The organism is Thioalkalivibrio sp. ALE23 (genome assembly GCF_000378545.1).
Lineage (GTDB): Bacteria > Pseudomonadota > Gammaproteobacteria > Ectothiorhodospirales > Ectothiorhodospiraceae > Thioalkalivibrio.
This window is the reverse complement of record NZ_KB900094.1, coordinates 1-1,068: the sequence shown is the minus strand read 5'-3', so window position 1 is coordinate 1,068 and position 1,068 is coordinate 1. Positions and strand designations below refer to the sequence as shown.

Annotated in this window: 1 protein-coding gene; it reads left to right on the top strand. The window is 54.4% G+C overall.

Going from position 1 to position 1,068, the window contains the following annotated elements; genetic code table 11:
* Nucleotides 1–1,068, top strand: a 1,068-nt coding sequence (locus F573_RS15340) for a hypothetical protein (protein WP_038033673.1), incomplete at both ends; no start/stop codon positions are given.

Here is a 1,068-nt window from a genome sequence, read left to right as displayed (position 1 = left end):
GGCTTTTGGAGGTTTTACATCCATTCAGGATGCCAACCTCATTACGGAGGACGCGGACCTCAATATTTTCCTGAACATCCCCGATCCGGATTGGGAGGACAACGTCGGGGACTGGGTTGTCAACTGGCCCGGTGCCGACCTCGAAATCGATGGCACCGAGATCCTTGCTCAAGGCGAAGGTTCGCGAGTCGAGATTCGGTTGAACGATGTTGGCGACTCCACTTTTCTGCATGAATTGAATATTCGCGACACGGACATCGAGTCGACCGGTGAATCTACGGCGGTCAATGAACAAGGATCGGTTTCCTTCGACAACGTCGAATGGGAAGTCGTGCAAGAAGGTGATGCCTTCCCCAGTCTCATGATCTCAAGCAATGACTTCGACGACGTGATCTTCGGTCGCGAGGTCAATATTGAAGACTCCGACCTTCGGGCGTCCGGCAATATCACCGTCACGGATAACGAGACCGTCTTCCCGAATGAGCCTCTTGAAACCGAGGTTTCTATCCATGGTAGCTCCATTCAAGAGGCCGACTCTGTCGAGATATTCGGTGGGGGCGTCGACATCTCCAACTCCGATATTACCGCCAGCAACTTTGTAGAGGTTGTCGGATGGACGGATTCCCCCCAAACGTGGAGTGACCTCGGCGAGGTTTCGATCGAAGGAAGCTCCATCGAATCTAAAGGAATGACATCACTGGCTGCATACGGGAAAGACCTCTATCTGCGCGAATCCGAAGTCGAGGCCGCTTTCTCTATTTTCATGGAGACACGCGAACGTGAAGGTGGCCCGGTGATTGAATCGGCAATGATGGGGTCGAATCCCTTACCGGCTTCGGCGGGGGATATTTCCCGGGACATCATCATCGAGGATTCGAGCCTTACTCTGGATGAGTCCAATGGGAACGGAAACAACGCATTGGCACTCGGCGAACCTGCGGGCGGAGACATCACTATCGAGGCTGATATCGAAGAGGACGGCCGCCTCGTTCTTCGCGATGCTTCAACCGTCGATACGGGAGACGACGGGGTACTGACACTCCACGCCGGCAAGCGGACTTACCTTGG